A 26,865-nucleotide genomic window follows, 5' to 3' on the forward strand; every position below is an offset into this window, starting at 1 on the left:
TAGATAATCTTTGCTGGGAATATAAAGACTACGTGAGCGATAGAAAAGCTCACTAAAACATGTAAGGAGGAATGTAACATGGCAAACAACCAAAACAATCGCAGAAACAACAACGGCAAGCTGTCATTTGAAGAAGCGGGACGTAAAGGTGGGGAAGCAACCTCCAAAAATCATGGACAAGACTTCTATGAAGAAATCGGCCGTAAAGGCGGGGAATCAACTTCTAGTAACCATGGCCAAGATTTCTATGAAGAAATTGGTCGCAAGGGTGGAGAAGCACGGAGCAATACCGGTAACTCTAGCAATACCGGTAATGGTAACAACGGCAAAATGAGCCGTGAAGAAGCAGGTCGCAAAGGCGGAGAAGCGAGCAGCCGTAGCCGACGCTCTAACAATTAATTTATACTAATTAGAAGACAAATAAAAAGTTTTGAAATACCCAAAGTCGAGATTTCGGCTTTGGGTATTTCTCGTGCAAAAATCTTGTTTTCTTCCTTTTTTTGTTATATAGTTTCTCTTGTGTGAAAAAAATGGTAGACAACTACCTTAAAGAGGAGAAACTGAATAACTGAATGAACCAAGTGGTAACTACTCAGAATATACAGCAGATAATTAGCTCGACAATGGATACAGTTGAAATGGATGTTGAGATTAGAAAAGACCGATCCGGAGTAAATATGAGCTATAACTTCATAGGGCATTATTTAAGCTTTGATGAAAAGCGTTTAATAGAAGCAAAAGAAGAAATGTCATTTCCTATTACCCTCGAAACTTATATTGAAATACTAACAATCCATGAGCTTGGCCATGCCATAGATAGAGATAATTTGATGGCTACTATAGATCGTACTTATGAAATCTTTGAAATGAAAAATAGTTATTCTATAAAAGAACTTTATACGAACCTAGCACTTCTCGCTATGCTGATTGAGGAGCATGATATGAATTTAGTTTTTGAAGAGACTGCATGGGAGAATGCAGAGAAGCTTAATAAACATTTTGCTATTGCAGATGAGATGACCTTTCAAGCAGTCAAACAACATAGCCTTTCCACATATATAGCGTCTTACCAAAGAGACTTACTATTATTTCAAAAGCTTCGTGAGCAAGAAGCAATGCAAATTGCTTAGAAGTTATGAAAAATCATATGAAATACACGAAAGTAGTACAAACCAAGGCTATGGTTTGTACTACTTTTTTAGTAGAGATGGAGGAAAGCCGAACAGTCTTTAGAATCATCCGAAAATAGTAAAAGAACAAATTAACTTTACCTCTTGTTATGTATCAGTTTAATATGCTGGGATCCTTAAAAGAAATATGTCAATGGCTTAACTTAGGGTAGGAAAAATTAAGTACCTCACGTCTTGTGACAACGTATTCCTGACCAGAATCCTGTTGGACTCCGGAAAACGCCCAACCATGTGGACAACCTCTTTTCCTGACATTGTTAGAGGAGGATGGGATAAAACTATTCCTTTCTTGAAAGGTTCTATTCTTTTAAAAACTATTAATTAAAAACTATTTTTAGAAGTGTACACGAATGGGTTCGGAGCAGTGTCGGCGACTCCTGCGGGAGGATGGAGACAGGTGAGACATAGCAACGGCACGCGTTAGCGTTCGGCTATGGCTCATTTTAAGGACGGAAAACTAAGAACGTCACATCGTGTGACAACGTTTTCCTGACCAACATCCTGTTGGCCCGCGGAAAGCGTCCGACACAGCGGAGAACCTAAGATTCATAAAATAAATTCTACCTTTTAATCGTACATTTTTTGATTCATCAATTATATATGAAGGGACAGAGATTAGTTATAAGAAAGTTATTATAAAATAGAAATGAACCTATTACTTGCAAAGAATACTATAAAGTTTAATTAGTAGCTATACAGGGAAAAGAATAAAGAAAAACACATAGGATATACCGAATACACCACAGCTGCAAAGTATTAAAAAGCTGAACAGTGAGAAGAATAATGAAAGAAGAGATGATAGCAAAATTAGGATATTCCAGAAAAAAGCGATATTGGAATATCTCTTTTTATTTTTCTTTCATTTTTTACAAAAAATCACATTTAAAAGTGAGAAAATAAATAGAAAATGATATACTATCATCATACATAGAACAAAGAGGCGGTTAGGTTTCATGAAGAAAAAAAATCATTACCTGCAGACAAATGATAAGGTTATCGTGTTCCCTGGCATGGTAGAAACATTGATAACGGAAGGTTTGGCTTTTGCAGAAAAGAATAATTATATAAAAGCAGCTGCATGCTTTGATGAGGCAAAGAAATTTGTAAAGCTTGATGATATGATTTTGAGTGTATATATCCTGACTTTATTGGAAACAAGAAGAACTCAAGAGGCAAGAGAAATTTGTGAGGAGCTATTAGAGGGGAAATCCCCTGCTTTTGAGCAAATTGTCGAGCTTTACCTAACCATCCTACTTGATTTGAAGGAATATACCGCTTTAAATGAAACGATATCTTACATATTATCTGAATATGAGTTCTCTAATGAGCGTAAGACCAACTTTCAGCAACTGCTTGAGCTTAGCGGTCGGTTAGCGGGGGAACAAAGTCCGCTGATGCCTGAGGGAGAAGTAGAAGAAGTGGAAAAAATAGAAAAAGATAAGATTGAATATGAGCATTTTATCAGTCTCCCCTTTGTTCAGCAGGAGCAAATCCTGCAACAGGCCTTTTATCAGAATATATCTGACGCTATTAAAGAAATTAAGTTGATTGCTGAGAGTGAGATGGTACCACCTACCATTCAAACGCTTGCTCTTTTACTTCTTGGTAGTGCAGGGGTTCTGGAAGAAGTGAAAGTTAACAAATATGGGCAACAGATGAGTATTTCTCCTGCTAAGCCACCAGTTAATACAGCAGTTGATCGAATGGAGCATATCACTCAATTGGTACAAGAAAAGCTAGCAAAGGATCCGTCTCAACAAGCATTGACAGCAGAGCTTATCCATCGACATGCTTACGCACTTTTTCCGCTAAACTGGAAAGGCTATGAGGATGAGGAAATAGCAGATGCATATTCCACATTTGTGGAAAGCTTATTTATGGGAGAACCAAATGTATCTACTCCTTTACTCGATTTTATATGGAAAATAGAACTCTCGCTTCAAGCACCAAATAATCAATAGTGTTGAAACTCTCTTTAGTTATGCTATAATATACAAGTTGTCAATATAATTAGTATGAACTAAGCCTTTTCAATTCTTTATCAGGCTACTAAATTATTGTAAATCATTTTTGGAGGTAGAATATATGTCAGTTAAATGGGAAAAACAAGAAGGAAATAACGGTCTTTTAACAGTCGAAGTAGCTGCTGACGTAGTGAACAATGGACTAGATCAAGCATTCAAAAAAGTAGTAAAGCAAATTAATGCACCAGGTTTCCGTAAAGGAAAAATGCCTCGCCAAATGTTTGAAAAAATGTATGGAGTGGAATCCTTATACCAAGACGCACTTGATTTCATTCTTCCAGAAGCATATGCTTCTGCTGTCGAAGAAGCTGGAATTGAGCCAGTAGATCGTCCAGAAATCGACATCGTAACTATGGAAAAAGGTCAGCCTCTTGTTTTTACTGCGAAAGTTGTTGTAAAACCAGAAGTAACTTTAGGAGACTACAAAGGTCTTGAAGTGACAAAACTAGATGAAACAGTTACTGACGAAGAAATTGAAGAGCAATTAAAAAGCCAACAAACTCGTTTAGCTGAACTAGTAGTGAAAGAAGATGCAATCGTTGAAGGAGATACAGCAGTTATCGATTTCGAAGGTTTCGTGGATGATGTTGCTTTTGAAGGTGGAGCTGGATCTGACTATCCACTAGAAATTGGTTCTAACTCATTCATCCCTGGCTTTGAAGAGCAATTAGTTGGTGTGAAGGCTGGAGAATCAAAAGATGTAGAAGTAACATTCCCAGAAGAATATCACGCTGCTGAGCTTGCTGGAAAAGCTGCAACTTTCAAAGTGACAGTAAAAGAAGTAAAGGGAAAAGAACTTCCTGAGCTTAACGATGAATTTGCAAAAGAAATCGATCCTGAGGTAGAAGGAATCGACGCATTACGTGAAAAGTTAAAAGAAAGAACAGCTGAAGAGAAAAAACAACAAGCTGCACAAAGCTTACGTGATGAACTAGTAGAAGCTGCAGCAAACAATGCAACAATCGACATTCCAGAAGCAATGATTGAAACAGAAACTGATCGTATGCTACAAGAATTCGGTCAACGTTTAGAGCAACAAGGAATGAACTTGGATCTTTACTACCAATTCTCTGGTCAAGATGAAGCGGCTCTTCGTGCACAAATGGCTGAAGATGCAAAAAATCGTGTAAAGGTTTCTTTAACTTTAGAAGCGATTGCTAATGCAGAAAATCTTCAAGCGTCTGAAGAAGATGTGAACGCTGAACTTGAAAAAATGAGTGCTCAATTCAACATGTCTGCTGATGACATTAAACGAGTTCTTGGTGGTACTGAGGTACTTGCAAATGACCTTCGTTTCCAAAAAACAGTTGAATTCTTAGTAGATAACGCAAAAATTTCTTAATTGAAAACATAGCGTTATAATAGAACAAGGTACAGATTTGATCTGTGCCTTGTTTTATACCATACATAGATGTTTCTAGATAAAAAAATATACTTAAACTTTTTATTTGATTCTCGGAATAGAATCTTGTAAGATAATGGCTTGAATAGGGGTGAATATTTTGTTCAAATTCAATGATGAAAAAGGGAACTTAAAATGTTCTTTTTGTGGCAAGCCACAAGAACAAGTTCGAAAGCTTGTTGCTGGACCAGGTGTATATATTTGTGATGAGTGTATCGATCTTTGTTCAGAAATTGTAGAAGAAGAGCTTGGTACAGAAGAAGAAGTAGAGTTCAAAGAAGTTCCTAAACCAAAAGAAATCTTAGCTATCTTAGATGAGTACGTAATTGGGCAAGAAAGAGCAAAAAAATCCCTTGCTGTGGCTGTTTATAATCACTACAAACGTATCAATTCAAATAGCGTAATAGATGAGGTAGAGTTATCTAAATCTAATATCGTGCTAATTGGGCCAACAGGTAGTGGGAAAACGTTACTGGCACAAACATTAGCACGTATCCTAAACGTTCCTTTTGCTATAGCAGATGCAACTTCCTTAACGGAAGCTGGATATGTTGGAGAAGACGTAGAAAACATTCTTCTAAAGCTAATTCAAGCGGCAGATTACGACATTGAAAAAGCAGAAAAAGGAATTATCTATATAGATGAAATCGATAAAGTGGCACGTAAGTCTGAAAATCCATCGATTACACGTGATGTTTCAGGTGAAGGTGTACAACAAGCCCTTCTAAAAATTCTAGAAGGTACAGTAGCGAGCGTTCCTCCACAAGGTGGTCGTAAGCATCCACATCAAGAGTTTATTCAAATAGATACAACTAATATTCTGTTTATCGTTGGTGGAGCATTTGATGGTATAGAACAAATCATCAAGCGTCGTCTTGGAGAAAAGGTTATAGGATTTGGAGCAGACCCAAACAAAGCAGCTTTACAATCTAAGTCAATGCTTTCTAATCTCATTCCAGAGGATTTATTGAAATTTGGTTTAATACCAGAGTTCATTGGTCGTTTACCTGTACTTGCAAGTCTGGAGCAATTAGATAATGAAGCATTGGTACGTATCTTAACAGAACCAAAGAATGCACTAGTAAAACAATATCAAAAAATGATTGAGTTAGATAACGTGAAATTGACGTTTGAAGACGAGGCATTAGTTGAAATTGCGAAAGAAGCCATCGAGCGAAAAACAGGTGCACGTGGTCTTCGCTCTATCATTGAAAATACGATGCTAGATGTGATGTATGAGCTTCCTTCTCGTGAGGACATTGTAGAATGTATCATTACAAAGGAAACTCTTACGAACGGTAAAAGACCAAGACTGTTATTAGCTGACGGTACCGAAGTAAAAGATACAGATAACAAAAAAACATCGGCTTAAATTTCAGCCATTTGAACAGCTGGCTTCCACTGCGTCATGCACGCAAGCAGGATGTCAGCTATTTTTCTTTGAAGCTCCTGTAGAGGGGCTGTTATTTGTATGATACTGTTTGCTTTCGGACACAATAATACGGAGGTGATATCCCGAATGGCAAATAAAAACTATTATCCCTTGTTACCCTTAAGAGGTCTTTTTATTTTTCCTACCATGATTCTTCATATAGATATCGGTCGTGAAAGGTCGATTGCTGCATTAAACGAAGCGATGAAAAGAGAAGAAAAATTATTTCTCACTGCTCAAAAAGAGATAGAGGTGGAACAGCCATCTGAAGAAGATATCTACTCGATGGGTATCCTTGCGCATATCAAGCAGATTATAAAGCTGCCAAATGGGACGATGCGTGTCCTTGTAGAAGGTATACAGCGAGCAGAATTCATTGATTATCGGGAGACGGAGACCTACGATGAGGTCACTGTAAAGGCATATGAGGAAGTCCTAGAAGGAGACCAGGAGACGAAAGCTCTTACTAGATCTTTACTGCTTAATTTCGAAAAATTCACGAGATCTTCTAAGCACCTAACAGAGGATAGCTATAAATCGGTGGCGAATATTGATGAGCCAGGTAGGCTTGCAGATATGGTTGCCTCTAGTCTACCTTTAAAAATTTCAGATAAGCAAAAATTACTTGAAATTGTGGATGTCAAAGAGCGTCTCGAAACATTGATCGCTCAGCTTTATAATGAGCAAGAAATATTGACATTAGAAAAGAAAATTCACACACGAGTAAAGAATGCAATGGAAAGAACCCAAAAGGAATTTTATTTGCGTGAGCAAATGAAAGCTATCCAAACAGAGCTTGGTGACAAGGAAGGGAAGACCGGAGAGGTTGCAGAGCTTAGGAGAAGAATTGAACAAGCAGGGCTTCCTGAAAATACAAAGAAAAATGTACTCAAGGAGCTTGATCGCTACGAAAAACTTCCTACTCAATCACCTGAAAGCGGTGTTATACGTAACTATATCGATTGGATTGTGTCACTTCCATGGACGAAGGAAACAAAGGATCAGCTAGATATTAAGCGCTCTGAACAAATCCTCGACCGTGATCATCATGGTCTAGAATCCGTTAAGGAACGCGTGCTAGAATATCTTGCAGTTCGCCAGCTAACAAAGTCTCTTCGGGGCCCTATCCTTTGTTTAGCAGGACCTCCTGGAGTTGGGAAAACTTCTCTTGCAAAATCAATCGCTGAATCCCTTGGAAGGAATTTTGTCAGGATTTCTCTTGGTGGCGTTCGAGATGAATCGGAAATTAGAGGACATAGACGTACCTATGTCGGAGCTATGCCAGGACGCATCATCCAAGGGATGAAAAAAGCAGGCACGATTAATCCACTGATTTTATTGGATGAGATTGATAAAATGTCGAATGATTTTCGGGGGGATCCATCAGCAGCCATGCTAGAAGTATTGGATCCTGAACAAAATAATTCATTTAGTGATCATTATATTGAGGAAACCTATGATTTATCAAAGGTTCTTTTTATTGCAACAGCAAACGATTTGAGTACCATTCCTGGACCTCTAAGAGATCGTATGGAAATTATCTCAATTGCTGGTTACACGGAAATGGAAAAGCAATCTATTGCCAAAAACCATTTACTACCGAAACAGCTGAAAGAGCACGGCTTGAAGAAGACACAGCTTCAAGTAAAAGATGAAGCAATATTGGATGTTATTCGTTATTATACACGTGAAGCAGGAGTAAGAAGTCTCGAGCGTGTACTTGCTAATATTTGCAGAAAAGCTGCATTGCAAATTGTCTCTGGAGAAAAGAAACGAGTAACTGTTTCCTCCAACAACTTAGAAGGCTTGATTGGAAAACACAAGTACAGATATGGACAGGCAGAAACGGAAAATCAAGTAGGGGTTGCTACAGGACTAGCTTATACGACAGTAGGTGGAGACACTCTTCAGATTGAAGTCTCCTTATCTAAAGGATCAGGTAAGCTACAACTGACTGGGAAGCTCGGAGATGTAATGAAGGAATCGGCACAGACTGCTCTCTCTTATGTGAGGTCAAGGGCTACAGAGCTTGGAATTGATTCGACCTTTCATGAAAATCATGACATTCATATACACGTTCCAGAAGGAGCTGTTCCCAAGGATGGACCTTCTGCGGGTATCACGATTGTTACAGCGCTTGTATCTGCCTTAACAGGACGTGCGATTAAACGTGAGGTAGGAATGACGGGAGAGGTAACACTTAGAGGACGAGTTTTACCGATAGGTGGGTTAAAGGAGAAAACATTAAGTGCCCATCGAGCAGGATTGACAACGATCATTTGTCCAAAGGATAATGAGCGGGATATTGAAGATATACCAGAAAGCGTTCGTGAAGTATTAACATTCCATTTGGTTTCCGATGCTGAGGAAGTGCTTCAACTAGCCTTAGAGGAGGCAAAACAATGAAGATAAATAATGTAGAGTTACTAATAAGTGCAGTACGCCAAGACCAATATCCAGAAGGAGGGCTTCCAGAGTTTGCATTGGCAGGACGTTCCAATGTCGGGAAGTCCTCGTTCATCAACAAGATGATTGGTAGAAAAAGTATGGCTAGGATTTCCTCAAAGCCTGGGAAGACTCAAACGCTTAATTTCTATAAGCTGGAGGAAGACCTGCTATTTGTGGATGTACCTGGTTATGGCTATGCCAAGGTTTCTAAATCAGAAAGAGCTGCATGGGGTAAAATGATTGAAACCTATTTTACCTCTCGCAGTGTTTTAAAGGCTGTTATTCTAATTATTGACTTGCGTCATCCGCCGACAACAGATGATGAAATGATGTACGATTTCCTAAAGCATTATAATATCCCTTGTATCGTCATTGCTACAAAGGCTGATAAGATAGCGAAAGGTAAATGGGATAAGCATAAGAAAATCGTAAGAGAAGGTCTTCAGATGGAGAAAGAGGATCCATTAATTGTCTTTTCTTCCGAAACCGGCTTAGGTAAGGATGCTGCATGGGCAGAGATAGAAAGTAGAATTTAGTAGAATACCTTTCTTCTCGAAGGGTTATAAAAAACCAATTAGGGAATGATACTCCTAATTGGTTTTTTTGTGCCTATTTTAGAAGTGCCTTAAAGGTTCGTAATAGATTTGGTGATAGATTCATGAATCGTTTAACATGAATTATTTATTAGCTTAATTGTACAGAAATGTTTAAAAAGTTAAACATTTTAAAAAGCAGTTAGAACGTTTGTATTACTGAATGTATTTTGTTATCATTATTTTATAATAATTCTAATCTAATAGTTCATATCTTAGTCACAAATAAAAAATTTGGTATTAATAACCTATGCTATAATAGGAATAATAAAATGAACGTGAAAGGGTGACATGATTCCATGCATACAATCGTGGTGGGTGTCAATTATCGAACTGCTCCAGTAGAGATTCGAGAAAAGCTTTCGTTTATAGAGGACGAGCTTCCAAACGCTATGCAGGCACTACAAGAGCAGAAAAGTATACTGGAAAATGTAATTGTTTCTACGTGTAACCGTACAGAGATTTATGCAACCGTGGACCAATTGCATACAGGCAAGTACTACGTTAAACAGTTTCTAGCTAATTGGTTTGAAATACCAATGGAAGAGCTGTCTAGATATTTATTTATCCATGAGGATGACCATGCGAATAAGCACCTGTTTCATGTTACAGCTGGAATAGACTCGATGGTTCTTGGGGAAACGCAAATATTAGGCCAAGTAAAAAAAAGCTTTTTAAACGGTCAAGAATATGGCACAACAGGTACAATTTTTAACCAGTTATTTAAACAAGCAGTGACATTTGCAAAACGAGCGCATGCGGAAACTGCAATTGGAGAAAATGCTGTATCTGTATCTTATGCGGCAGTGGAGCTAGGCAAGAAGATATTTGGTTCTCTAAACCATAAACATGTGGTCATATTAGGAGCCGGTAAAATGGGGGAGCTTGCCATTCAGAATCTTCATGGCAGTGGAGCAGGTAAGATTACGGTCATTAACCGAACTTACGAGAAGGCCAAACTGCTAGCTGCAAAATTTGCTGGAAATGCTAAGCCTATGGATGAGCTACAATGCGCTTTACTAGAAGCGGATATTCTAATTAGCTCTACAGGATCAACAGATTTTGTTATTGATCTGGAATTGATGCAATTTGTGGAGCGTCTACGCAAAGGAAAGCCATTATTCATGGTGGATATAGCAGTACCTCGCGATTTAGACCCGCGTATTGGTGATTTGCCAAACGTATTTTTATATGATATAGATGATTTACAAGGGATTGTAGAAGCAAACCTTGCTGAACGAGAACGTGCGGCAGCCCAAATTAGTAAGATGATAGATGAGGAAATTGCCCAGTTTAATGATTGGGTCACTACCCTAGGAGTAGTTCCAATTATTTCAGCACTTCGTCAAAAAGCTAACCGAATACAAGTAGAAACAATGGCGTCTATAGAAAATAAAATGCCGGATCTCACTGAACGAGAGAGAAAGATTTTAAGCAAGCATACGAAATCAATTGTAAATCAGCTCCTAAAAGAGCCTATTCTACAGGTGAAGGAGTTATCAACTTCGAATAACTCTGCAGAACAGCTAAGACTATTCCAACAAATTTTCGGAATAGAGGAAGAAGTAAGAAGAGAATTTGAATTACAGCATGACAAAACAAAAATAAACATAAATCAATCCCTAGTGGATAACAAAGCATTAAAAAAGGACTTATCATTTAATTAAGCAAAAGGAGGCGTTTGTATCTGATGGTGACTACTAGATATACGAACGTCTCTTTTTATGCTTAAGGGGAGAAATAATATGGCTGATTTGGCGATGACAAGGCTACACGAGATTATGGTCATCCTTCAATCTGTTAGCCTTGTTTTCTATTTTATTGACTACCTAAGTAAAGATAGGCGTGCACAGCGTTTAGCAGTAGGTCTCCTTGCTATTGTGTGGATATTACAAACCGTTTTTCTCATCATGTATATTATCGAAATGAAGCGATTTCCGATCCTCTCCTTGTTCGAGGGAATCTATTTTTATGCCTGGTTGATTATCTTGCTGGCGCTGGTCGTTCAGCTTATATTTAAACTAGAGCTGCCCGGCTTCTTCCTAAATATTATTGGTTTTATTTTTATGACGATTCATACCTTTGCACCTGGTCAATTGGAACAATCTGCTGTGAGAGATTCTCTAAGATCAGAGCTTTTATTCATCCATATTACCTTTGCTTTTTTAGCATATGCAGCTTTTGCTTTATCGTTTGTTTTCTCTATTTTATACTTACTATTATATAGAGTACTAAAGAGGAAGAAATGGACGAAGCAATTTTCACGGCTACCTTCGTTAAGTAAAGCGGAATCTGGAATGACAATGTCAGTAGTCACAGGAATTCCTCTGTTGTTCGTTAGTTTAATCCTTGGACTGCAATGGGCTTATATATCGCTGAATGAATTCTCCATTTTTGATTTTAAGATTGTGAATTCTTTTATTTTATTAGTCATTTATATCGCGGTTCTTTTCTTGCGAAAAAGAGCTAGATTTACAGGGACTAATTATGCGTGGATCCATGTGTATGCTTTCCTGTTTGTCTTGATAAATTTTTTATTGGGTAGTCAATTATCACAATTCCATTTTTGGTATTAAGAAAGGTAGCGATTTTATGCGTAAGATTATCGTAGGTTCTAGAAGAAGTAAATTGGCATTAACACAAACAAAATGGTTTATCCAACAAATGAAGGATAACGGAGCACCGTTTGAATTTGAAATAAAAGAAATTGTGACAAAGGGAGATATAATCTTAGATGTCACGCTTTCTAAGGTTGGTGGGAAAGGGCTGTTTGTAAAAGAAATCGAACAAGCACTTCTTAATAAGGAAATAGATTTTGCGGTTCACAGCATGAAGGATATGCCTTCTGTCTTACCTCCAGGTCTTACGATGGGATGTACGCCAAAGCGTGTGGATGAGCGTGATGTGTTCATTTCTAAAAATCATGTAAAATTCATGGATTTACCAGCAGGTGCGATTGTAGGGACAAGCAGTCTTCGTAGAAGTGCACAGCTGTTGACAATGCGTCCTGATATTGAAATAAAATGGATTCGAGGCAATGTGGAAACGAGATATCAAAAGCTAAAAGATGGAGAATACGATGCTATTATCTTAGCGGCAGCTGGACTTAAACGTCTAGGGTGGAGCGAGGATGTAATTACGGAGTACCTTTCTGTAGAAGATTGTGTACCGGCAGTAGGTCAAGGTTCTTTAGGAATTGAATGTCGGGAAGACGATAAGGAGCTACTAGCAGAGATTCATAAATTAACAGATAAGGATACATGGGATGCTGTAGCGGCAGAGCGTGCCTTTTTAGCTGCAATGGATGGTGGCTGTCAGGTACCAATCGCTGGACATGCAACTGTATCAGAATCGGGGATTACATTAACTGGTCTAGTAGCTGCGCCAGATGCTTCTGTTATCTATAAAGAGGTTGTTTCTGGAACGAACCCTGAGGAAGTTGGGAAAGAAGCAGCACGTATACTTACAGAGCAAGGAGCCTATGACTTAATTCAAAAAGTGAAGGCTGAGATGGATGTCTAAGCTTCCACTTTTAGATGAATACGTTATTTTTACTGGGATAGTTCGAACAGAGGAACCAATAGATCTTACTGTAAAGCTTGGCGGTATACCAATCGTCTCTCCTTTTATCACAACTAAGGAGATTGCAGATGAATGTGACCACGAACATTTAATGAATGGCAATACATGGGATTGGTTTATCTTCACTAGTCAAAGCAGCGTTCATGCCTTTATAAATAAAATAGAACGGTTTGGGATGTCTCCGTCAGATTTTCAAGTTAAATTTGCTGCTGTTGGTGAGAAAACAAAGGCTGCTCTTGAAAGGAAGGGCTTTCCTGTTCACTTTACACCATCTATTTATAGTGCGGATGTATTTGTTCAGGAGTTTCCGAAAATAGCACCGACAACGGCAAAGTGCTTGTTTTTAAGAGGAAATCTTGCAAAGGAGACAATCTCTCAACAACTTCACCATTACGTAGAGGAATGGACGGTCTATGAGACTGTAACGATGAAGGAAAACGTTCATAGAGTCCAAGAAATACTAGGTAGTGGTAAGAGCTGCTCTATCCTATTTACCAGTCCTTCTACCGCAAGGGCCTTTCATGAGACGATAGGGAAAGAAATCAATTATACTTTATTTACTGTCTGTGCCATCGGACATGTAACGAGAGATTACTTGACTACGTTAGGGATATCTGTTCAAGTGATGCCCGATACGTATACACTATTAGAGCTAATAAAGAAGCTCGCTGAATGGAAAGGAAGAGAATGATGAAAGAATTACACTTTCAGCGTCATCGTCGATTAAGACATACAGCTGGTATTCGATCAATGGTAAAAGAGACATACCTACATAAAGAGGACCTGATCTATCCGATTTTCGTGATAGATGGGGAAAATATTAAAAATCCAGTATCCTCAATGCCTGGAGTATTCCAATTTTCTTTAGATCGTCTTGGGGAAGAAGTGGATGAAGTAGTAAGTTTAGGCATTCCGTCTGTCATTCTATTTGGAATCCCAGCAGAGAAAGATGCAGTAGGGTCACAGGCTTACCATGATCATGGGATTGTCCAAAAAGGGATTCGTTTAATTAAAGAACGTCACCCAGATTTAGTAGTGATTGCTGATACTTGCTTATGCGAATTTACAGATCACGGACATTGTGGGGTTGTGGATGAGAATGAACGCATTTTAAATGATCCTTCTTTAGATTTACTTGCAAAAACAGCAGTTAGCCAAGCGAAAGCGGGAGCAGATATTATTGCACCTTCCAACATGATGGACGGCTTTGTAGCAGCCATTCGAGCTGGCTTAGATAAAGCAGGCTTTCCACATATCCCAATCATGAGCTATGCAGTGAAGTACGCATCTGCCTATTATGGTCCTTTCCGTGAGGCAGCAGACGGTGCGCCAAAATTTGGAGACCGCAAAACGTATCAAATGGATTATTCAAACCGTATGGAAGCGATGCGAGAAGCAACCTCTGATGTGGAAGAGGGAGCAGATTTCTTAATTGTAAAGCCTGCGCTTTCCTATTTAGATATCATTCGCGACGTGAAGAATAACTATGATTTACCAATCGTCGCTTATAATGTAAGTGGAGAGTATGCAATGGTAAAGGCTGCTGCTATTAATGGTTGGGTGAATGAAAAGGATATCGTGCTTGAAACGCTAACAGGTATGAAGAGAGCAGGAGCAGACATTATTTTAACGTACCATGCGAAAGATGTGGCACGTTGGCTGGAGGAAAAATAATGGAAAAATCATATGAACAATCAAAAAAAGCATTTGCAGTTGCAAAGGAATTAATGCCAGGAGGAGTTAATAGCCCTGTTCGTGCATTTAAATCGGTGGATATGGACCCAATTTTCATGAAAAGTGGGAAAGGTGCTATGTTAACCGATATCGATGGGAATGAATATATCGATTACGTGTTATCATGGGGTCCACTAATCCTTGGACACTCTGAGCCAAACGTAGTGAAAGCAATCCAAGCAGTTGCGGAAAGCGGAACAAGCTTCGGAGCTTCTACCTTGATCGAGAACGAACTAGCGCAGCTCGTAATTGATCGTGTTCCTTCTATCGAAATGGTCCGCATGGTTTCTTCTGGAACTGAAGCTACGATGAGTGCTCTTCGTCTAGCACGTGGATATACCGGTAGAAATAAAATCTTAAAATTTGAAGGCTGCTATCATGGACATGGAGACAGCTTATTAATAAAAGCTGGTTCAGGCGTAGCTACACTAGGCTTACCTGACAGCCCAGGGGTTCCTGAATCAGTTGCGAAAAATACGATTACAGTAGCCTATAATGATATCGAAGGTGTCCGCTATGTATTTGAAAACTTCGGTGACGATTTAGCGGCTGTAATCGTGGAGCCTGTTGCAGGAAACATGGGAGTAGTACCACCTGTAGCTGGCTTCCTAGAGGAACTAAGAGAGTTAACTGAAAAGAATGGTACCGTATTAATTTTTGATGAGGTAATGACTGGCTTCCGTGTAGGTTACAATTGTGCACAAGGCTACTTTGGAGTGACTCCGGACTTAACTTGCCTTGGTAAAGTAATCGGCGGAGGTCTTCCAGTCGGTGCATTTGGAGGTAAACGTGAAATCATGGAAATGGTCGCGCCTGCAGGTACTGTATACCAAGCGGGTACATTATCCGGAAATCCACTTGCGATGACTGCAGGCTATGAAACTCTTTCTCAATTGACAGAGGATTCTTATAAGCACTTTATAAAGCTAGGGGACATGCTAGAGGCTGGCTTTAAAGAAGCAGCAAGCAAGTACAACATCCCTCATACAGTAAATCGTGCAGGTTCTATGATTGGCTTCTTCTTCACAAATGAGCATGTTACAAGCTATGACGTAGCTAAGACCTCTGATTTAGAGTTTTTTGCGAAATATTATCGCCTGATGGCAGAGGAAGGAATTTACTTACCTCCATCTCAATTTGAAGGAATGTTCTTATCTACGGCTCATACAGAGGAGCATATCGCAAAAACGGTACAAGCCTTCCATACAGTATTCGAGAAATTAGCAAAATAATTGAGAAAATGGTAGGGGGAGCCCTACCAATTAAGCCAAACGCCTGACTGTCCTAGACAGTGAAGCGTTTGGCTTTTTTATGTGGTGGAGGTTTGGATAGTGGGCAGGGTGTCTAGCAGGTTTGGGATGTCTTTGTGGTTAAGGGTCTGATCTTTACGATTAGTTGCTTGATCTTAGCGATGAATGGCCGAGTCTTAACGATTAGCTAGTTGATCTTGACGATAACTTTATTGGTCTTACCGTTAAGCAAACACTCTTCACAATACCATCTCCTATCCTTATCATTTTGCTTGCTCAAGCGCTAGCAGCTTTTTATTTTCATCATAATTTCCCTCGCGCTATCATAATTTGTCCTATAAGAAGGAGGAGAGAGTATGGGAGTAAGAAGCTGGAATGTTAAGGAGCAGTTTTGTTTTCCGGAAAGTTTTGGCATGCTTAAAGGAGTAAAATCGTTAAATGTGACCCCGCAATATATTCATAGACAGGTTGAGGATACTGTGGAATTACAAGGTATTTATCACGTAACTTGTCATGTGGAGTTTGATAGGGAAAAGGTTGCTAGCTACACACCGAGTGATTTTACTCAAATTGACGATTTGGATCTCGATGGAGAAGTCGGTTATTTTGAATATGCAGTTCCCATGTATGAAATAATCGATGAACGTATCCAGTCTCACAGTGAGCCGGTAGTTAGTTTGAAGGAAATAGAATCAAAGACAGAGGAGAAAGGATTAGAGATTACCTGGTCAGTTAAGCTGGAATATGAGACTAGCAAGCCTGAGCAAGTAGAGCCTAATTCTGATAGCACTCCTACTTTTTTCGAGTCTTCTTCTGTAAAAATATTTGAGTCCATAAACCATGCCACTTACGATTTAGTGGAGGAAGCACCAGCTCTAATACCACAGGAAGCACCACCGCAAATGCCACAGGAAGCACCACCGCAAATGCCACAGGAAGAAGCTAAAATAAGATTAACAGAAACAAAATTAGAGAGCCCCGCTTTTGCAGACTCGGAGCTCGAATTTATTCATAGCCTGGAAGACGGCTACTCTAAGGTTGTATATCCATCAAATAATATCTTTCGAGAATAAATAACAAAGAAGAAATAAAAATACTAGTAGGATAAAATCCCAGCTCGTTGGTGCGAAAATCACTCGTAGTAATTGAAAGCCGGCGATGGGTATAATGATACCTTTTAGATAAAAGCGAATCGTCCGAAGCCAATACGGTAGGAAATACGGATTGTATCCTCTTTTCATTTGTTTTACCTCCTTTCACAATCCAATGCTTGACGGCATATAATATCATCTTATACAATAGGTACAACCAAATATTTGATGCTATGAATGGGAAGAGTAAAATGACTTGGCTCTCGAAAGAAAGGAAACAGCCAGCTGAAATGTTTCTGTTAGCCACCATTTGAAGGTAGCCCAAGAGCAGCTATTGTGAACTAGTAGTAGTAATAGCCGGTTTGAAGCCGTTATCTAATTGAGAGCGTGATGTGCATTTCTGCATCTGCGAATAAAGGTGGTACCGCGAAACAAACTCCTTCGTCCTTTAGTGATGAGAGGAGTTTTTTTATTTTCAGAAACGGGAGGAAACCAACATGACAAATGAAACAACGATGTCAACCAAGTACGATCCGCAGTCTATTGAAAAGGGGCGCTACGAGTGGTGGCTAAAAGGTAAGTTCTTTGAGGCTCAACCGGAAAGTGATAAGGAGCCATATACCATTGTAATCCCACCGCCTAACGTTACCGGAAAGCTTCACCTTGGGCATGCATGGGATACAACACTACAAGATATCCTGATTCGTATGAAGCGCATGCAGGGGTATGACGCTCTTTGGTTACCAGGAATGGACCATGCAGGGATTGCAACACAAGCAAAGGTTGAAGAGAAGCTTCGTGCAAACAATGTTTCACGCTATGACTTAGGCCGTGAAAAATTTGTGGAAGAAACATGGAAGTGGAAGGAAGAATATGCAGGCCATATCCGTGAACAATGGGCTAAGCTTGGGCTCGGTCTAGACTATTCTCGTGAACGCTTTACCTTAGACGAAGGGCTATCCAATGCAGTAAAAGAGGTTTTTGTAAAATTATATAATAAAGGCCTTATTTATAGAGGAAAGCGAATTATCAACTGGGATCCTACGACGAAAACAGCTCTTTCCGACATTGAAGTAATCCATAAGGATGTACAGGGTGCATTCTATCATATGCACTACCCACTCTCTGATGGTACTGGAACGATTGAAGTTGCAACTACTAGACCTGAGACAATGCTTGGGGATACAGCGGTAGCCGTTCATCCAGAAGATGAGCGCTATAAGCATTTAATTGGCAAAACAGTAACGCTGCCAATCGTAGGAAGAGAGATTCCAATCGTTGCGGACGATTATGTGGATATGGAATTTGGTAGCGGGGCTGTAAAGATTACTCCTGCTCATGACCCAAATGACTTTGAAATCGGAGCTCGTCACAATTTAGAACAAGTGCTTGTAATGAATGAAGATGGTTCCATGAATGAAAACGCTGGAAAATACGAAGGAATGGACCGCTTCGAATGCCGTAAGCAGATTGTGAAGGATCTTCAAGAGGCAGGGGTTTTATTTAAAATCGAGGAGCTTATGCATTCCGTAGGTCACTCTGAGCGAAGCGATGCAGTAGTAGAACCATATTTATCAACTCAATGGTTCGTTAAAATGCAGCCACTTGCAGAAGAGGCGATCAAGCTGCAAGAGACGGAAGGAAAAGTAAACTTTGTTCCTGAGCGTTTCGGAAAAACATATCTTCGCTGGATGGAGAATATTCATGACTGGTGTATTTCTCGTCAGCTATGGTGGGGGCATCGTATTCCAGCTTGGTATCATAAAGAGACTGGAGAAGTATACGTTGGACTAGAAGAACCAAAGGATCTGGAAAACTGGAAGCAGGATGAAGATGTATTAGATACTTGGTTCTCGTCAGCATTATGGCCTTTCTCTACTCTTGGCTGGCCGGATGAAGAGAACGAGCTTTATAAACGTTATTATCCAACAAGTACGCTGGTAACAGGCTATGATATTATCTTATTCTGGGTGTCCCGTATGATATTCCAAGGAATCGAATTTACAGGTACACGCCCATTTGAGGATGTGTTAATCCATGGCTTGGTTCGCGCAGAAGACGGACGCAAAATGTCTAAGTCTCTAGGAAATGGAATCGACCCGATGGATGTAATCGACAAGTATGGTGCTGACTCGTTACGTTATTTCTTGAGCACAGGTACTTCACCAGGCCAAGATCTTCGTTTCTCTGTGGAGAAGGTAGAAGCTGTTTGGAACTTTGCGAATAAAATCTGGAACGCTTCTCGATTTGCGTTGATGAACATGGATGGATTGAAATATGAAGAAATCAATCTAGAGGGTAAAAAATCCGTAGCGGATGCATGGATCCTCACTCGTCTAAATGAAACAATTGAGCAGGTAACAAGATTATCTGAGCGCTATGAATTTGGAGAAGTGGGTCGTGCCCTTTATAACTTCATCTGGGATGACTTCTGTGACTGGTATATCGAAATGGCGAAGCTTCCGTTAAATGGAGACGATGAAGAAGCGAAGCTAACAACTCGCTCCGTGCTTGCTTACGTATTAGACAATACGATGCGTTTATTACACCCATTCATGCCATTCATTACAGAAGAAATCTGGCAAAACCTTCCGCATGAAGGGGAGTCCATTACGCAAGCTGCATGGCCAACTGTGAACGAGGCATTCACTGACCATGAAAAAGCTAATGGTATGAAGCTGCTAGCAGAAATTATTCGTTCTGTTCGTAACATTCGCTCCGAGGTACAAACGCCAATGAGCAAAAAGGTTCCTTTATATATTTCTGCTCATGATGAACAGACACATGCAATTCTAGAGGAAAATGCGAAATACCTAGAAAGATTCTGTAATCCAGAGCCTCTAGTAGTAGGATTAAATCTGGCAGATCCAGGTCAATCCATGTCGGCGGTTGTTACTGGCGCAATTCTTTATCTACCACTTCAAGGCTTGATTGATATCGATGCTGAAAAAGCTCGCCTGGAAAAAGAATTGGAAAAATGGACGAAGGAAATCAAGCTTGTACAAGGCAAGCTTTCCAACGAACGCTTTGTAGCTAAAGCACCTGAGGCTGTAGTAGCAGAGGAGCGTGCAAAGGAACAAGATTACCTAGAAAAGCATGCAACTGTGTTGAAACGTCTCGAAGAATTAAATAATCTGTAAGGTGGAAGAGCAGCTGTGTGCTGCTCTTTTTTTCATCCTTTGTCTGTAATTATTGGTAAATGTATAATAAAATAGAATAATTGAATGGTTAAACGATTAAGGGGTGAGAAACATGAATACGCCTGCATGGGTGATGCTAGGTATTGTTGTTTTATTTAATATGCTCGGTATATATTTTTCCCTTGGTAAGGGTGCCATGCTAATTGCTGGCTTTAATACGATGCCAAAGGAGGAGCAGGAGAAATACGATGTAAAAGCTGTATGTAAAGCGATGGGGAAATTAATGTTTGCCCTCAGCTTTAGTATGATTTTTTGGGTCGTAGGAGCTGCTACTGATCAGATGGGTGTATTCCATATTGGGACAGCGCTTTTCTTCTTTATTATTTTTGTTGGCATAATCTATATGAATACAGGTAATAGGTATAAAAAAAAGAGTGATTCCCATTGAGGATCACTCTTTTTGCATTAGCTGCTTCTTTATATAATTCATAATCGGGATAGCAATATCCGTTTGGGTCGTCTGGAAAAAAGAACGTGCTCCAACAGGATCCTCTAATTCATTGAAAATCCAACCACCATTTGGCAATAAAAGAAAGTCCATTCCAATATAATCGCTCTTTAAGGCACGTGCGATTTTTTGGACATCCGCAATCTCGGCAGCATCTAGCTCATACTTTTCTACAGTCCCACCTAGCGTATAATTAGATTTAAAGCTATTGGGAGCTCCTATTCGCTTTACTGCACCAATTACCTCTGTTCCAAGCATAAATACTCGCACATCGGTTGCGTTGGTTTCAATATATTGCTGCGCGATAACAGTTTGCTCTTTATATTTTTCTATAAACTGCTTTGCAGCCTCTTCATTTTCAAACAATTCCACCTGCATCCCGCCATGTCCATCAATTGTCTTAAGGACCACAGGAAAAGTAGTAAGCTCCGAAGCTTCTTTTACGATTTGAGTAGGGACTGTCGAAATCCCTAGAAGCTGAACAAATTGAAGTGCTTTGTATTTATCATTGGCAATTTCATTTACCTGCGCACGATTAAACAAAGGGACACCTTTTTTCGCAAGCTCCTTGGAAAGTTTAGCGTTCCTGGAGCGAAAAAAGATAAAATCTGCAGGTGGGTAATGATTCTGTTGATCATCCATTACCTGCATATCAAGCCCGTTATTTTTTCCTGCATTTATTAATCGATCAATAAAGCTTTGGTTTCTTATTATTTCTTGAGGCTCATATATTAACAGACCTTTCATACAGAAAAGGCCCCTATTTTTGATAGAATATAAGAAATCATTGCATCTCCTACATTAATACCAGTTACGTTAAAAATATTTCGGATATGGGCAACCCCGTTTACTTCACAAACTAAAGGCTCCTCATTTTCTCCAAATAAAAGATCTACCCCTGCAAACTCAGCGTTTAGAGCCTGAGCGGCCTGTATCGCAACCTCTTTTTGTCGCTCTGTTAACTCAACACGGGAGGCTGTTCCACCGTTTGTGATATTTGCACGGAAATCAGTTTCCGAATGACGATGCATACAAGCAACTACCTGACCTCCAACTACATTTACTCGGATATCTCTTCCTCTGCTTGACTCAATAAATTGCTGGAAGACATATTCAATCCCTTTGAGCTCTTCCACCTTTTCGAAGAATTGCTCTCTCGTTTCGATTAGGTATACCTTCATCCCAAAGGAACCATGTGCCTCTTTAATAATAAGCGGGAGCTGCAGTGTTTGAAGCACTTGTTCATAGTAGCCAGTATGTTGAATCGTGAACTCCGGATATACCTTTGGCGCAATAATTGTTAGAGGCATCGGGACAGCCGCATTGGAAAGAGCTAGATATTGCTTTGCCTTATTGTCGCATATTTCGATTACATCTGGATCATTAAATACAGGGATACCCTGTTGCTTCAAGTATCGTGCTAGCAAGATATCTTTGTCTAAGAAAACGACAAAGTCTGGCCTTACTGACAGTTTTTCATGAATATTGATAAGTAGCTCATAATTTTTTACAAGGAGCACTTCAATTCCTTGCTTTTCAGCCGCTTCTTTTAGGAGGAGAGCTTGATCAAGAAATTTGTCATGTGTAAGACTACCGTTGTAAATGATCCAACATGTTTGCATATTATGAATGACCTCCACGAGTGCGTGTTATAATGTGTTCACAAGAAGTTTAGCACGAAAGTGAATCAACGGGAATAGGGTGAATGACTTGGAAATAAAAAAATTTAACAGCTATAAGAAAAAATGGAATGTAGGGAGTGAAACAATTATTAAACCAGGTCTTGATAGTATTTTAGCGGCACTAGAAAAGCTGCAAAATCCACAAGATAAACAGAGGATCATTCATGTTGCTGGTACAAATGGAAAAGGCTCCACCATCACATTTATGAAGGAGCTTGCTAAAGAGCATGGATATACATATGGCGCATTTACATCACCTTGCCTGGTAGATGTGCATGATCAGATTCAGATTAATGGGAAAAACGTAACAGAAGAACAAATGGATAGAGCCTTTCAAAAAATTCAAGCAGCTGGTCTAAGCGGAAAGCTGACTGAATTTGAATTACTGACAGTCGTAGCATTTCTAGTCTTCGAGGAGCAAAACCTAGATGTGCTTTTGATAGAAGCTGGGATGGGTGGAAGATTTGACAGTACAAATGTGTTTGCGCAGTCCATAGGGGTGATCCCAAGCATTTCCATCGATCATACAAACTTTCTAGGAGATACAATCGAAAAGATTGCTTGGCATAAAGCAGGAATTATAAAAGAGAATAGCAAAGTAATTATAGGAAATTTGCCAGACGATGCTAAAGTGATAATTTTAAGAGAAGTTATGGAAAAAAAAGCTAACCTAATAGAGCTTTCGAAAGATATAACAATAAATGAACATTCATTCATTTATAATGATTATCAGTTTGCCGAATTAAAGCCTAGTATGCTAGGCAGTCATCAATTTTCTAATATAGCTTTAAGCATCACTGCTTTATTAGAAGCAGGCTTCGAACTAGAAGAACAAAAGGTACGAAGAGCAGTGGGAAATGCGTCCTTATTGGGTAGGATGGAGCAAGTGAGTGATAACGTTTATATGGATGGGGCGCACAATATTGCAAGTGTGGAAGCCCTAGTAGAAACAATTAAAGCTAAGTTTTCAAATCAAACAATTCGTTTTATTGTAGGAATGCTTAAGGATAAAGAATATGTATCGATTCTCCGAAAGCTAGAAGAAGTGGCTGATAGCTTTGAATTCGTTGAATTTAAGCACGAGCGGGCACTTTCTCCCGAAGTATTATATAAACACTGTATACACAGTAAAAAGGTTATAACGAAGGATATAGACGAGATAGATTTAAAAAATATGGAAAAAAATCACATTACTATAGTCACGGGTTCTCTTTATTTAATTTCCGAGATTAGAAAAATAAACAGGTAATTGGTAATTTTAATTATTCGGAGAATTCGTGTTATAATTTTTCAATAGCAACAGTGTAAAAAGTAATAGTAAATAGCGGAGGAAGGGATGGATAGGCCTATGGATATTTCAGTTAAAGCTAAAAAAAATATATTTTACCTGTGGCTTTTAGTTGTTCCATTAGGGGTCTTGTTTGTGTATTCCTACTTCCCTAGTAAGCCGATTGATTGGGGGATCTACTTATCCTTTATCGTACTAGGGTTATTAACGACCTTGTTCCCTTTCTTTATTGGTGGCTCTACCATGTTCCTTACACAGTGGGTTACCCTTGCTATTATTATGAAATATGGGGTGCTCGCTGAATTAATTGCCATGCAGATTGCAATCCTACCACTGATCTATCATATGAAAATAACGAACGATACTAAATATAAGGTATACTATAGCTCCTTTATGTTTTTCCTTATCTCGGTAGTATCTGGTTTGTTTGCTTTACTGTTAGACTTTGAGCTCGGAACGAAAGATATTAAGAGCGTTATTATATTTGGTATTGTATATGGTTTGCTAAATATTATATTAAACCATGTTCTTCTTTATCTTCGTGAAGTAGTAACAGGCCTAAAACCACTGTTTTTAACGAAAGATTTTTTGTGGGATCTCATCTATTTATTGATTACCTTACCATTCGGCATTAGTTTATATATGCTAGAAGGACAGCTTGGATATATTTCTATCTTGCTTTTAGGTATCCCATTTTTTATTATCACTTTATTGATCAGAATGTATAACGACTCAGAAAGAGTGAATGCCGATTTAACGAGAGCTAGTGAGTTCGGGCATGAGCTAGCAGAGCAGCTTTCTTCAAAAGAAATTATGGACTTATTTATGGAAAGAATAACGAAAATGTTTCCTATAGATAGTGCCTATATTATCGATGTTGTAAAGGATAAGTTTATCGTTCTTCGGGCGATAGAGTACGAGGAGAAAAAAGAAATTTTTTGTTCCCATGAAGAAATTAAATATAGTCTGATCGGACGAGCATATGAAAAGGCCTCGCCGGCGTTATATAACAAGCAGACAGAGTGGATGTTTATGAGACCTCCGTTTCTCGGACTAAATATCCAAAGTGTTATGACGGTTCCTATTTATCGCAATAGTAAGATTGAAGGAATTCTCGTATTAGCATCTAGACATAAATATGCCTTTGAATCCTATCAACTAAATATTGTTCACTTGCTTTGTTCCTATTTTGCGGTTTCTTTAGAAAAAGCAAGATTTGTACGTGAACAAGTAGCGAAGAGTGAAATTTGTGAGCTGACGAAGCTACATAATTATCGTTATCTTGATAGACAGCTAGAAACAGATATGAATAAGTTGTCTTTAGGGGTATATAGGTCTGTCTCTTTGATCATGTTAGATATCGATAAGTTTAAATCTGTGAATGATACGTATGGACATCATAGTGGAAACCTAATCCTCCATAAATTTGCAAACATTTTGAAGGAGGAAATAGGAAATGAGGGAACAGTAGGAAGATATGGCGGTGAGGAATTCGTTGTCATTCTACCAGACTATACGAAGATCCAAGCAATCAATCTAGCTGAACAGCTTCGCTACAAAATAGAGCATACCCCATTTACCGTTCAAAAGGACCTATCCGAAATAATTACCGAAGAAATAATATTCATTACTGCAAGCATTGGCGTATCCAGCGCACCGGACGACAGTGACGAAGGCACATCCTTAATCCGAAACGCCGACCGCGCTCTATATATCGGTGCCAAGCAAGCGGGTAGGAATAAGGTTGCGGAGTATGTGAAATGAATATAAAGAGAAAGCCTTGATCGAAAGGACCAAGGCTTTTAATTATCTGGAAGGCAATATTTTCAAGGCACTATAATATTTGTTGGTATCCTTATTGAAGGGCATAGGACAAAACAAAAGTGATGAAACAGAATATGTATGAATCCGACGTTTCAATCACTTCTTGGGAAGATTATATTAGATTTATAAGATTAAACTATAATGTAGGAAGAAAAGCAGTTTGGAAATTATCTCTACCCATTATTCATCCTAATTTATACTTCTCTATCCATAATAATAGGTGGCTCTACTCTATAAATTATATGTTGTTTTCTTTTAAGATTTTTATATATTTTATCAATTTCAGGATCATAGTTAATTTTAAGTCGAGAATTACCTAGTAATTCAGCTCCATATAATTCAATGTTTTTCCCTGAAATTCCCCTCCTCAATGTTAATATTTGGAACTATCCCTAAAATTTTTATGTCATCTTCAGAGTAAAAAAATCCACCAATATTATTACTTCGTAAGTCATTTAATTATGATGATGGCGTAATTTATAGTATGCAATATGTCGTTGAGATACAGGACGTTGAGAATGAAAATACTGTTGATTTAGCGGAAGAAACTGAAACAGTTGGAGTGACAGATGAAGTAACAGATGAAAGTCAAGAGCCTCCCGTGTCTTCTCTAGAAACTGTTCATCTACCTAATAATTTAAAGTTAGTCACTTTTAATCTTTCTGTCTCAACTAAAAATTATCAGCATTTAGTGGAATTAATAAAAGAAATTGAAAATCTTGAACGTGTCATTCGAGTGAATCAAGTCACTTTAGCGGCACCGGGAGAAGAAGAGTTACTTCTAGCAGAGGAAACTGGATATACTTTAGCGACTATACAATTAACTACCTTTTTCCATAATCAATAACAGTAAGCGGAGTATCAAACTTGAAACTTATTACTAGAAATTAGGTGTTTAAGTGGAAATAGTTATTACATTCATTATATTTTTTTACGGTCTAATCTTCGGCTCTTTCTTCAATGTCGTGGGACTTCGTGTTCCTATGAAGGAGTCGATTGTTCGGCCTCCGTCACATTGTAAGACGTGTGATCGGAATTTGACGGCTAGGGAATTGGTGCCGGTTTTTTCGTATGTTTTCTTAAGGGGAAAGTGTAAGGGTTGTGGCAACAAAATCAGTTGGGTGTATCCGATGATGGAGCTGTTGACCGGCCTTTTATTTGCGTTGGCTTATTGGGATCTAGGGTTCTCATTAGAGTTTATCGTGGCACTTTTGTTTATTTCCCTGCTTGTGATTATTACGGTTTCTGATTTAGCTTATATGCTGATTCCAGATAAGATTTTGTTGTTCTTCCTTGTGCCTTTAGCTATTATGCGGTTTGTGTCTCCGCTAACTCCTTGGTGGGATAGTCCTCTGGGAGCCGTTGTAGGTTTCACGGTGCTTTTACTTGTGGCGCTTGTATCGAAGGGCGGCATGGGAGGAGGAGACATCAAGCTTTTCTTTGTGATTGGCTTGGTGCTTGGGACGGTTCATACCTTACTAACGTTATTCCTTGCTTCCGTTTTTGGGACAGTTTTCGGGCTTATTTCGTTGCGAATTATGAAAAAAGGACGAAAAACGCCGATTCCGTTTGGACCTTCCATTGCAAGTGGCGCAATTATTACGTACTTTTACGGAAGCTTGATTGTCGATTGGTATGTTAATTTGTTTGTTTAAGTAGATAACTTTTTAGGACAAG

Annotated in this window: 23 protein-coding genes and 1 other annotated feature; of the genes, 20 read left to right on the forward strand and 3 right to left on the reverse strand. The window is 39.0% G+C overall.

Annotation, left to right across the window (positions count from 1 at the left end; all coding sequences use genetic code 11):
• Window positions 1–78: 78 nt before the first annotated feature.
• The 14 genes from AC1ECF_RS00765 (at window position 79) to AC1ECF_RS00830 (ending at window position 16,728) form a co-directional block, all read left to right on the forward strand.
• Entirely contained in the window at window positions 79–399 is a 321-nt protein-coding gene (locus AC1ECF_RS00765; protein WP_480387475.1) for a general stress protein, read from the forward strand.
• A gap of 173 nt (window positions 400–572) precedes the next feature.
• On the forward strand, window positions 573–1,130 hold the full coding sequence (locus AC1ECF_RS00770; protein WP_480387476.1) for an integrase: 558 nt from the start codon (window positions 573–575) through the stop codon (window positions 1,128–1,130).
• A gap of 1,013 nt (window positions 1,131–2,143) precedes the next feature.
• Window positions 2,144–3,151, forward strand: a complete 1,008-nt coding sequence (locus tag AC1ECF_RS00775) for a hypothetical protein (protein WP_480387477.1) — start codon at window positions 2,144–2,146, stop codon at window positions 3,149–3,151.
• 124 nt (window positions 3,152–3,275) lie between these two features.
• A complete protein-coding gene (gene tig, locus AC1ECF_RS00780; protein ID WP_480387478.1) occupies window positions 3,276–4,556 on the forward strand; it encodes a trigger factor in 1,281 nt (426 codons plus the stop codon).
• Window positions 4,557–4,716: 160 nt separating this feature from the next.
• Complete coding sequence (gene clpX, locus AC1ECF_RS00785) at window positions 4,717–5,988, forward strand: ATP-dependent protease ATP-binding subunit ClpX (protein WP_480387479.1); 1,272 nt, start codon at window positions 4,717–4,719, stop codon at window positions 5,986–5,988.
• A gap of 147 nt (window positions 5,989–6,135) precedes the next feature.
• Window positions 6,136–8,454 (forward strand): endopeptidase La, encoded by a 2,319-nt coding sequence (lon, locus tag AC1ECF_RS00790; protein WP_480387480.1) that lies wholly within the window; start codon window positions 6,136–6,138, stop codon window positions 8,452–8,454.
• On the forward strand, window positions 8,451–9,032 hold the full coding sequence (gene yihA, locus AC1ECF_RS00795) for a ribosome biogenesis GTP-binding protein YihA/YsxC (RefSeq protein ID WP_480387481.1): 582 nt from the start codon (window positions 8,451–8,453) through the stop codon (window positions 9,030–9,032). Before lon ends, yihA begins: the two co-directional genes overlap by 4 nt.
• 356 nt (window positions 9,033–9,388) lie before the next feature.
• Window positions 9,389–10,756 carry a glutamyl-tRNA reductase gene (hemA, locus tag AC1ECF_RS00800; RefSeq protein WP_480387482.1) on the forward strand — a complete coding sequence of 456 codons (1,368 nt, stop codon included), beginning with the start codon at window positions 9,389–9,391 and terminating at the stop codon, window positions 10,754–10,756.
• Between the two features lie 78 nt (window positions 10,757–10,834).
• A complete protein-coding gene (gene ccsA, locus AC1ECF_RS00805; protein WP_480387483.1) occupies window positions 10,835–11,665 on the forward strand; it encodes a cytochrome c biogenesis protein CcsA in 831 nt (276 codons plus the stop codon).
• Between the two features lie 16 nt (window positions 11,666–11,681).
• A complete protein-coding gene (hemC, locus tag AC1ECF_RS00810; RefSeq protein ID WP_480387484.1) occupies window positions 11,682–12,611 on the forward strand; it encodes a hydroxymethylbilane synthase in 930 nt (309 codons plus the stop codon).
• Window positions 12,604–13,362 (forward strand): uroporphyrinogen-III synthase, encoded by a 759-nt coding sequence (locus tag AC1ECF_RS00815; protein ID WP_480387485.1) that lies wholly within the window; start codon window positions 12,604–12,606, stop codon window positions 13,360–13,362. Before hemC ends, AC1ECF_RS00815 begins: the two co-directional genes overlap by 8 nt.
• Entirely contained in the window at window positions 13,362–14,345 is a 984-nt protein-coding gene (hemB, locus tag AC1ECF_RS00820; RefSeq protein ID WP_480387486.1) for a porphobilinogen synthase, read from the forward strand. The genes AC1ECF_RS00815 and hemB overlap by 1 nt, the downstream gene beginning before the upstream one ends.
• Window positions 14,345–15,637, forward strand: a complete 1,293-nt coding sequence (hemL, locus tag AC1ECF_RS00825) for a glutamate-1-semialdehyde 2,1-aminomutase (protein WP_480387487.1) — start codon at window positions 14,345–14,347, stop codon at window positions 15,635–15,637. Before hemB ends, hemL begins: the two co-directional genes overlap by 1 nt.
• A gap of 374 nt (window positions 15,638–16,011) precedes the next feature.
• On the forward strand, window positions 16,012–16,728 hold the full coding sequence (locus AC1ECF_RS00830; protein WP_480387488.1) for a hypothetical protein: 717 nt from the start codon (window positions 16,012–16,014) through the stop codon (window positions 16,726–16,728).
• Here the strand turns inward: AC1ECF_RS00830 and AC1ECF_RS00835 are convergent.
• The gene (locus tag AC1ECF_RS00835; RefSeq protein WP_480387489.1) at window positions 16,705–16,896 is read right to left on the reverse strand and encodes a hypothetical protein; all 192 of its coding nucleotides are present in this window, start codon (window positions 16,894–16,896) and stop codon (window positions 16,705–16,707) included. The two genes, AC1ECF_RS00830 and AC1ECF_RS00835, sit on opposite strands and share 24 nt — an antisense overlap.
• Window positions 16,897–16,970: 74 nt before the next feature.
• Window positions 16,971–17,198 (forward strand) — a binding site (T-box leader).
• A gap of 45 nt (window positions 17,199–17,243) precedes the next feature.
• Between AC1ECF_RS00835 and AC1ECF_RS00840 the strand changes: the two genes are divergently transcribed.
• Both AC1ECF_RS00840 and AC1ECF_RS00845 read left to right on the forward strand, forming a co-directional pair.
• Window positions 17,244–19,886: a valine--tRNA ligase gene (locus AC1ECF_RS00840; protein WP_480387490.1), complete on the forward strand. Its 2,643-nt coding sequence runs from the start codon at window positions 17,244–17,246 to the stop codon at window positions 19,884–19,886.
• Between the two features lie 112 nt (window positions 19,887–19,998).
• A complete protein-coding gene (locus tag AC1ECF_RS00845; protein WP_480387491.1) occupies window positions 19,999–20,334 on the forward strand; it encodes a DUF3784 domain-containing protein in 336 nt (111 codons plus the stop codon).
• A gap of 3 nt (window positions 20,335–20,337) precedes the next feature.
• On the opposite strand, the gene AC1ECF_RS00850 is transcribed toward AC1ECF_RS00845, so the two are convergent.
• Together AC1ECF_RS00850 and AC1ECF_RS00855 are read right to left on the reverse strand one after the other, a co-directional pair.
• Window positions 20,338–21,141: an ATP-grasp domain-containing protein gene (locus tag AC1ECF_RS00850; RefSeq protein ID WP_480387492.1), complete on the reverse strand. Its 804-nt coding sequence runs from the start codon at window positions 21,139–21,141 to the stop codon at window positions 20,338–20,340.
• Window positions 21,138–22,016 carry an ATP-grasp domain-containing protein gene (locus tag AC1ECF_RS00855; protein WP_480387493.1) on the reverse strand — a complete coding sequence of 293 codons (879 nt, stop codon included), beginning with the start codon at window positions 22,014–22,016 and terminating at the stop codon, window positions 21,138–21,140. The genes AC1ECF_RS00850 and AC1ECF_RS00855 overlap by 4 nt, the downstream gene beginning before the upstream one ends.
• Before the next feature lie 88 nt (window positions 22,017–22,104).
• On the opposite strand from AC1ECF_RS00855, the gene AC1ECF_RS00860 reads away from it, so the two are divergent.
• The 4 genes from AC1ECF_RS00860 (at window position 22,105) to AC1ECF_RS00875 (ending at window position 26,843) form a co-directional block, all read left to right on the forward strand.
• On the forward strand, window positions 22,105–23,325 hold the full coding sequence (locus AC1ECF_RS00860) for a bifunctional folylpolyglutamate synthase/dihydrofolate synthase (RefSeq protein WP_480387494.1): 1,221 nt from the start codon (window positions 22,105–22,107) through the stop codon (window positions 23,323–23,325).
• 99 nt (window positions 23,326–23,424) lie between these two features.
• Window positions 23,425–25,128 carry a sensor domain-containing diguanylate cyclase gene (locus AC1ECF_RS00865; RefSeq protein WP_480387495.1) on the forward strand — a complete coding sequence of 568 codons (1,704 nt, stop codon included), beginning with the start codon at window positions 23,425–23,427 and terminating at the stop codon, window positions 25,126–25,128.
• A gap of 544 nt (window positions 25,129–25,672) precedes the next feature.
• Window positions 25,673–26,035 carry a hypothetical protein gene (locus tag AC1ECF_RS00870; RefSeq protein WP_480387496.1) on the forward strand — a complete coding sequence of 121 codons (363 nt, stop codon included), beginning with the start codon at window positions 25,673–25,675 and terminating at the stop codon, window positions 26,033–26,035.
• Window positions 26,036–26,087: 52 nt separating this feature from the next.
• Window positions 26,088–26,843 (forward strand): prepilin peptidase, encoded by a 756-nt coding sequence (locus AC1ECF_RS00875; protein ID WP_480387497.1) that lies wholly within the window; start codon window positions 26,088–26,090, stop codon window positions 26,841–26,843.
• Window positions 26,844–26,865 lie beyond the last annotated feature (22 nt).

The sequence above is a fragment of the Psychrobacillus sp. Z3-81 genome (genome assembly GCF_056620325.1).

Bases quoted from the DNA above. Each gene is read 5' to 3' on its own strand.
- AC1ECF_RS00765 (WP_480387475.1), top strand. From the start codon at position 79: ATGGCAAACAACCAAAACAATCGCAGAAACAACAACGGCAAGCTGTCA.
- AC1ECF_RS00770 (WP_480387476.1), top strand. From the start codon at position 573: ATGAACCAAGTGGTAACTACTCAGAATATACAGCAGATAATTAGCTCG.
- AC1ECF_RS00775 (WP_480387477.1), top strand. From the start codon at position 2,144: ATGAAGAAAAAAAATCATTACCTGCAGACAAATGATAAGGTTATCGTG.
- tig (WP_480387478.1), top strand. From the start codon at position 3,276: ATGTCAGTTAAATGGGAAAAACAAGAAGGAAATAACGGTCTTTTAACA.
- lon (WP_480387480.1), top strand. From the start codon at position 6,136: ATGGCAAATAAAAACTATTATCCCTTGTTACCCTTAAGAGGTCTTTTT.
- yihA (WP_480387481.1), top strand. From the start codon at position 8,451: ATGAAGATAAATAATGTAGAGTTACTAATAAGTGCAGTACGCCAAGAC.
- hemA (WP_480387482.1), top strand. From the start codon at position 9,389: ATGCATACAATCGTGGTGGGTGTCAATTATCGAACTGCTCCAGTAGAG.
- ccsA (WP_480387483.1), top strand. From the start codon at position 10,835: ATGGCTGATTTGGCGATGACAAGGCTACACGAGATTATGGTCATCCTT.
- hemC (WP_480387484.1), top strand. From the start codon at position 11,682: ATGCGTAAGATTATCGTAGGTTCTAGAAGAAGTAAATTGGCATTAACA.
- AC1ECF_RS00815 (WP_480387485.1), top strand. From the start codon at position 12,604: ATGTCTAAGCTTCCACTTTTAGATGAATACGTTATTTTTACTGGGATA.
- hemB (WP_480387486.1), top strand. From the start codon at position 13,362: ATGAAAGAATTACACTTTCAGCGTCATCGTCGATTAAGACATACAGCT.
- hemL (WP_480387487.1), top strand. From the start codon at position 14,345: ATGGAAAAATCATATGAACAATCAAAAAAAGCATTTGCAGTTGCAAAG.
- AC1ECF_RS00830 (WP_480387488.1), top strand. From the start codon at position 16,012: ATGGGAGTAAGAAGCTGGAATGTTAAGGAGCAGTTTTGTTTTCCGGAA.
- AC1ECF_RS00835 (WP_480387489.1), bottom strand. From the start codon at position 16,896: ATGAAAAGAGGATACAATCCGTATTTCCTACCGTATTGGCTTCGGACG.
- AC1ECF_RS00840 (WP_480387490.1), top strand. From the start codon at position 17,244: ATGACAAATGAAACAACGATGTCAACCAAGTACGATCCGCAGTCTATT.
- AC1ECF_RS00845 (WP_480387491.1), top strand. From the start codon at position 19,999: ATGAATACGCCTGCATGGGTGATGCTAGGTATTGTTGTTTTATTTAAT.
- AC1ECF_RS00850 (WP_480387492.1), bottom strand. From the start codon at position 21,141: ATGAAAGGTCTGTTAATATATGAGCCTCAAGAAATAATAAGAAACCAA.
- AC1ECF_RS00855 (WP_480387493.1), bottom strand. From the start codon at position 22,016: ATGCAAACATGTTGGATCATTTACAACGGTAGTCTTACACATGACAAA.
- AC1ECF_RS00865 (WP_480387495.1), top strand. From the start codon at position 23,425: ATGGATATTTCAGTTAAAGCTAAAAAAAATATATTTTACCTGTGGCTT.
- AC1ECF_RS00870 (WP_480387496.1), top strand. From the start codon at position 25,673: ATGCAATATGTCGTTGAGATACAGGACGTTGAGAATGAAAATACTGTT.